7 protein-coding genes are annotated in these 6,154 nt (G+C 54.1%); all 7 read right to left on the reverse strand.

The genetic code is table 11. The annotated features are described in order from the left end of the window. On the reverse strand, window positions 1–1,399 hold a 1,399-nt coding region (locus tag GVK32_RS28090), incomplete at its 3' end, for an anti-CBASS protein Acb1 family protein (protein WP_159874109.1). 11 nt (window positions 1,400–1,410) lie between these two features. Further along, on the reverse strand, window positions 1,411–2,979 hold the full coding sequence (locus tag GVK32_RS28095; protein WP_159874111.1) for a terminase: 1,569 nt from the start codon (window positions 2,977–2,979) through the stop codon (window positions 1,411–1,413). After that, complete coding sequence (locus tag GVK32_RS28100; RefSeq protein WP_159874113.1) at window positions 2,976–3,464, reverse strand: DUF2280 domain-containing protein; 489 nt, start codon at window positions 3,462–3,464, stop codon at window positions 2,976–2,978. Before GVK32_RS28100 ends, GVK32_RS28095 begins: the two co-directional genes overlap by 4 nt. Before the next feature lie 31 nt (window positions 3,465–3,495). Then, window positions 3,496–4,143, reverse strand: coding sequence for a putative metallopeptidase (locus GVK32_RS28105; RefSeq protein ID WP_159874115.1), 648 nt, complete (start codon window positions 4,141–4,143; stop codon window positions 3,496–3,498). Window positions 4,144–4,416: 273 nt separating this feature from the next. Further along, a complete protein-coding gene (locus GVK32_RS28110) occupies window positions 4,417–4,845 on the reverse strand; it encodes a hypothetical protein (protein ID WP_159874117.1) in 429 nt (142 codons plus the stop codon). A 312-nt stretch (window positions 4,846–5,157) separates the two neighbouring features. After that, window positions 5,158–5,619, reverse strand: coding sequence for a lysis protein (locus GVK32_RS29455; protein ID WP_159880940.1), 462 nt, complete (start codon window positions 5,617–5,619; stop codon window positions 5,158–5,160). A 100-nt stretch (window positions 5,620–5,719) separates the two neighbouring features. Beyond that, window positions 5,720–6,154 (reverse strand): lysozyme (locus tag GVK32_RS28120; protein WP_159874121.1); only part of this gene is annotated, 435 nt, incomplete at its 5' end.

Genomic DNA, 6,154 nt, shown 5'->3' on the forward strand with positions numbered 1-6,154 from the left:
CCAGAGGATCAGGTTTTGGTTTGCGGTCATCAGGCGGAATCTCATCGTCAAGTTCAGGCAATGGCTGGAGTTCGCCCGCCGCGCGGATTTCGTTCTCTGTGATAGCAGAGCGGCCAAAGGCATTCGTCGACTTCACAGCAACATCTGCGAGCTTGTCCATATTGGCAATCTTCTCTGCCTGGCTCGGCGCCAGCAGATCTGACCATCCGACCGAAATTTCCTCGCCTTTTGCAGGAGGGACAATGCCAAGCTTCCAGAAGCGCGAAACCACATCGGTGATCACGTCGGTAAGGAACCCCTTACGGCGGCTCATCCTTGTACGGCCCCATCCTTTCGCATCCTCGGTGCTGGCGCGCTCCCCTGTCTGCATGCCAACCAGCTCTTTTACCGGAATAGGGACGGTCGCGCAGAATTCGCTCAGTGCAGTACGCCACGTGGGCTCAGGGTCAGATGCAGTAACGCTCAACACCTCAGCGGTGCCCGCCTGCATAAAGCTGGCGCTGTCAGTGCTGTCGTTGAGGCGGCGAACCTGCTGATCTAATGCTTCAGCAAGCTGTCCTTCAGGAACGCCGAGCGCTTTCGCCAATGCGGAGAAGTTTGTTTTCTCACTGAACGAGTAGTTGAGCTGTCGACTGGCGTTCTTCAGGAATCCCTCAGAAGCGCCGCCGCTGACCTTCTCAATATCGAGCAGCTTGTTGAATCCGGCCTCAAGCAGGGATTTACCTGACGTCATCACGCCATCGTCTGACCCTTCCGCCAGGATGATTACGCGATCTGGGTGCACGTTGATGATTCGGCCAGGCCGCGCGTCGAAGTTACCGTCGACAGGCAGCTCAGTGAACGAGTACATCGTCACCTCGCCGAACTCGTCGCTATTCTGGTCCTCATTCCACTTGATAGGGTCAATTTGCGCTTCCCATACCGGGATCAGCTTCACAAGGGCTTTTTCCTGCAGCCGACCGACGGCAGCCGTATCAACTTCCTCATCCCAGTTTTTGCTGTCCTTAATTTGCAGCAGCAGCGCCGAATACCGGCCCACAAGATTGCGGCGGTCTGCGCCTTTAATCTGCTCCCAGCAGCGTTTCATGAGCTTATTAACGCGCTTATCCCACGGCGTTTGTTTCGATGCGTCTTTTGTCTGGTCGCCTTCGTAAACTTCCGGGAAGTCCTCCCAGCAGCCATCGACCATGCGCGTGACGGCGGCACCGGCCACCGCGTTACGACGATACGCCCTGAAGAAGTCATCGAACGTCAGGTGAAGCGGGTAGCCAAACTCCTGATAGAGGCGCTGGCGCTTTGTGTTGCTGGTCCCGTTAAAGAGCGTCGACAAATTTTTGTTGCGCTCACGTTCGACGCTGGAGTTACTGGCGCGCTGTTGTTTAATTTCGCTTTCGTTCACGGTTTCCTCCGTCAGCGCGAACGCACCAACATGCCGGTTATTTTTTGTGGTGAGTGAAGTACGCGGTAGCGGGTAGCATCCCAGTCATGGTCTTCTTGCTGGGTGTCTACGTCGTCAGGGTTTTTATCGTCGCGGACAAGTACAGGGATACGGCTGATCCAACCCCGGCAATAGTCGAAAACGTAGAAGGCCGGCTTCTCAGGAATGCCTGATTCCAGATTTCCACCTTCAATAACGGCTTCCAGCATGTCAGCGAAGATCGACGCGCCATTGATGCGAGAGCCAGGCTTTTTGTCGGCTGCCAGCCATTCAACGGCCTGATTCTCCATCTTCTGAGCGATTGATAACTCATTATCTCCGGTGTTGAATATTGCCCCGTCAGCCGGGCCGGGAATAACCTCGCTGCAGATACCGGGCATGATATGCAATTGCCCCTGAGTAACGCCTCCGAGCTGAATTTCTTCCGGCTCATCTGCCTCTTCACCTACCAGCCGCTTATCAATCCACGCCACGCCTTTTGCGACGTTCGTCGAAGACATGTTCAGGCCTTTGTTCAGCTCGTCAGGCGGACAGCCGTACCACTCGCCGATCAGGATAAGGGAGCCGGCAGGCGGGCAGAACTGCCGGCCATCAGGTAACTCAGCTGCAGTACCATCAGCTTGCGCCCACCACAGGTTGGAGAACGGTTTCGACTCACCCCAATCGTGAGAGCGGTCCACTGTCCAGCTATCGGGTATGCGGAACGGCTTAATAACATGGAGCGCTTCATTCCACAGATGGTCGAAGCGGCCGCCGCTGGTGACATCCCATGAGCCTTCTACCCACGCTTTACGCCGGTTTGGGTCTTTGATGGCCATCAGCGTCGCGATGTACTGCGGATCAAGATACGGGTTCTCTTTGAACGAGCCGTGGATTGCAACGCGGGTAAGCGTCACATCCTCTTCTTTCTCGGTCTGAGGGTTAAAGACCCGCTGGGTTTCGCGAATGATGGTGCCGCGAGGCGCTGGCTCGATGAAGCGTTTCTTCACCCAGGTATGGCCGATACCGAACGGGTTGGTAGTGCTGAACGTTTCAAGCGGGATCGGCCTAAGCAGAGAGCCGTTAGCAAGCGGATAGTTCTCAGGTCTGAACGATGAGCGCCGGCACGAGAACATCATTTCGTAGAATTCAGCGGACTGCTGCTTTGTCAGCTCGTTGAAACCAATGAACGGGAATTCCTGCCCGTGATAGTCCCAGTAGTCGCTTTCTTCTTTCCCGAACCGGAAGAGAAGCTCTTCACCAGTCGGCCATACCCAGCGCAATTCCGAGGCGGAAGCGAGATAACGCGCACCGTCATTAAACAGGCGATACATGCGCTTCGACTGCGTGATGATATCGGTGAGGTTTTTATACTCGGTATCGAAAATTACGCCACGCCAGAACGAGCCATAGCCGAGGCCGACCAGGCGGCGAAATCGGGCCAACTGCGCCGCTGTTTTTCCTGGCCCGCGAGTTCCCTCATAGAGAATCTCGTTACACGGGCAGCTCAATGATAGAGATTGAGATCCGGGCAGAGGCTTCCATACAGCTTTGTATTTCATCCACCCAATACCTCGCCCTGCTGTTTTTGTGCTGCCTTTTCCCAGTCATCAACGTTGTCGCAGGACGGAACCGGCATAACGTTATGAGTCGCAACCACGCTTTGCTCTACTTTTTGCTTGTTCGTGTAGACGTCGCCAACATCCTTGGCGGCCTGCTCAAGCAGTTGTGCGGTCATGCCATAGTTCTTCATGCTTTCGGCATTTACGGCCATGCGGTTGAGAACGCGTAAACGGTACGCTTTATTGGCGATCGGAATATCGGATATCTCATTCAGGAATCGGTCGCGAGTAATATTGAAAAGGTCGACCCACTTTTTAGCGAGGCCCTTTCCGCTAACCTTGGTGGGGTCGTTTTGATCCACCTGCTGCCGGGTTATTTTTATGCCAAATTCTTTTAGGACGGCATCAGCGACTTGCGAGGGTGCTTCGTAACACGCAACTGACTGAATTATGAAAGCTTTAACCTCTGGTTTTAATGCCGCCATAATTCACCATCCGTCCTAACCTGTCCTGAATTTATGCCAGCTTCAGCATGCAAGTCCCGCACGCTCTGGCAACATCGATATGAGCAACCTCCGCCGGCCTGTTCGCCGCATCAACCATTTCCTGCACGTCTTTGCTGGCGCCGTAACGCCGGACCACTCCAACGAATTCCTCGACGTCGTGGCCGCGAAGCTTCAGCACCGGCATTCCGGTCTCTTTGTTGAACTTCGGCGCGCCGTAGTCGTCGGTAGCCTGGGCGATATGGTAAAGCTCATGTTCAACCAGCGCGCAGAATTCGACGTCGCTGCATTGCTCGCAGTAGTCGGCAGCCAGAGTGATGATGAACTTCGGTATGCGACCGAACCATTCATGCATCTGCTGCTCCATGCGGGATTTCTGCCAGCCGCCGGCGCGCATCATCACCTGCTCACACTGACCCAGCACAATGCGGCCACTTTTGGCGAATGCGCCAGAGGCCCACATAAACGCAATATCACCGTCAGCGAGTGCATTAACGAGATGTTCGTGGTCAGGGTTATGGAGCCGACCTTCTTCAGAGAGGATGTGCTGATTTACCCACTCTCCGATTTCAGTGGCCGGGATAATCCGCGTGTACGGTAGCCAGTTTTCGCCAGTGAAGTTGACGGGAGGGAATGGTCGGCGGTCTTCAACTTCAGCCATACAGAACATTCCTCTGGGTTGTTCGGATACTTACCGGGGAATTGTTTAAACAGCAACTCATGAAACTTACATAAACCTCTGTCAATGGCACTTTACCGGCACCATTTGCAGAAGTTTATAAACGCGACATTGCCACTTCTTCACAGAGTTACTCAGTCACTTCTCGTCTTTGCGAGCCGTCAAGATGTGGATCACCTCTTTGGTCGACACCAGATCTATGCTTCTTGTCGGGTAAGCATTATCGAGCCACTTCTGGAAGTAGCTCTGCAATGGTCACGCCTGAAGTGCGATGGATTGTTTCTCGTATTCATCACGCCCTACAGAGATAATGAAGCGAGAAAATAACGCGCAGAGCGCATAGCTAACAGCAGTGAATACCCAGCCGGAATATGCCAGGAGCATCACTATTGCGATAAGACGTAACCATCCCACTATTTTGCTTAACACCCCCGAGCGTTTGAATACCACCCTGAGGTTTTCGATTGCTGCATTCTTCTTTTTCGGGCTATCTTCCCGCTTGATTAAGAACGCAGCAAACGTAACGATAAGGGACATGAACACCATCAGGATGATTATCATCCAGTAAGCCACTGCTGAGATTCTTGATAGCGCCTCGCTGCCTGTCCACGCCGCGTATACAAGCAAGGCAAGCAGAGACCAGGATATAGCGTTACTGATAAAACCATTTAAAAAACTCTTCATAGCGCTTCCTTTTAGGAGTGAGCCTGTCGTACAGGAACGCCGCCCGAGAGAGGTCGCCACCTTTAACGGCGTTCCTCAGGCTCACGACTGAAAGACTCTCGATAATTTGCGCGTACGATGCGCATTAAAAAGCCCCGCTATTGCGAGGCGATTTCTTGTAGCGGCTCTTATCTCAGCGCAGCCCCTTACTGCGCGCCGGATGCTCATCTTCGAGCGCCAGCGTTGAGATATTTGGCCTAATTGCTAGCCAGGCCGGCTTCTCCGATAGTCGACAGAGCCATATCGACAGGAGAATGAAGAGTAGAAGCATGGTCACCTCAGGCACTGCGTGCGGATGTATTCCTGCAGGTAGCTCACTTGCCCTGTGATGGTGGCGATTCCGGCTCGGAGACTCCAATAATCCCGCTCAGCGGAGTCAGTAAGTCGGGGGCCGGCAGCATCGCCCAAGCCGACGGCTGCGGTCGCTCCGTTCGCGGGACATTTTGCGTTGAGCTGCAACCTGCGCTGGCCAGAATCGACATCCCTACGCAAATCGCTAATGGTGTTTTGCGCATCGAATAACTCCTGTGTGTACTTCGCATCCAACGCAGCAACGTCACGCTGGCGGGCCTGCATGTCGGCGATGGTGGCGTTAGCCAGATTTAGCGCTTTCACTTTCTCGTCACGCTGCCTTTTGAATTCAGTGGCGTTGTCGTGGTAGTGATTAGCTAGCCACCCAAGACAAACAATCAGGCAGATGACCACGGCACTGATAATGGCGGTTAAGCGGCTCATAGTAGAATTACCCCGACAAAAAGGAACCAGCCCCACCCATCATGTCCGCTAGCAGCAATAAACCCAGCAGCAGCTATGCAGATAGCCGACGGGATGTATTTCATTTCTGCCCCCACAAACACACCTCGCGCTCAATCTCGCGGCGCGTTACCAGCCCTTTCCACTGCTTTCCTTTGGCGTAGGTCCAGCGGCGCAGTTGGTCGCATGCGCCTTTCTGGTCACCCTGGTTAATTTTGCGCAGCAGCGTAGAAGTCTGGAAGTTTCCGGCACCGACGTTATACGCGAACGAGTACAGCGCACCTCGCATCGTCTCGGGGATCGGCTTCTGGATGTACGGGTTAATCTGGCGGGCGACGGTGTTCAGGTCTTTATTGAGCAGCGCACGGCATTCAGCCTCGGTGTACTTCTTGCCGAGCATGATATCTTTACCGGTGTGGCCATAGCAGACAGTCCAGACACCCACCACGTCCTGATAAGGGTTGTATCTCACACCCTCCAGACCATCGTTACCGGTCGGCCCAGTGATGAGTGCTGA

Origin of the sequence: Klebsiella sp. 18074 (genome assembly GCF_902705905.1) — a bacterium.
GTDB lineage: Bacteria > Pseudomonadota > Gammaproteobacteria > Enterobacterales > Enterobacteriaceae > Klebsiella > Klebsiella terrigena.

Excerpts from the sequence above, each read along its gene's own strand:
- GVK32_RS29455 (WP_159880940.1), bottom strand. The coding sequence starts at position 5,619 with ATGAGCCGCTTAACCGCCATTATCAGTGCCGTGGTCATCTGCCTGATT.
- GVK32_RS28110 (WP_159874117.1), bottom strand. The coding sequence starts at position 4,845 with ATGAAGAGTTTTTTAAATGGTTTTATCAGTAACGCTATATCCTGGTCT.
- GVK32_RS28095 (WP_159874111.1), bottom strand. The coding sequence starts at position 2,979 with ATGAAATACAAAGCTGTATGGAAGCCTCTGCCCGGATCTCAATCTCTA.
- GVK32_RS28105 (WP_159874115.1), bottom strand. The coding sequence starts at position 4,143 with ATGGCTGAAGTTGAAGACCGCCGACCATTCCCTCCCGTCAACTTCACT.
- GVK32_RS28100 (WP_159874113.1), bottom strand. The coding sequence starts at position 3,464 with ATGGCGGCATTAAAACCAGAGGTTAAAGCTTTCATAATTCAGTCAGTT.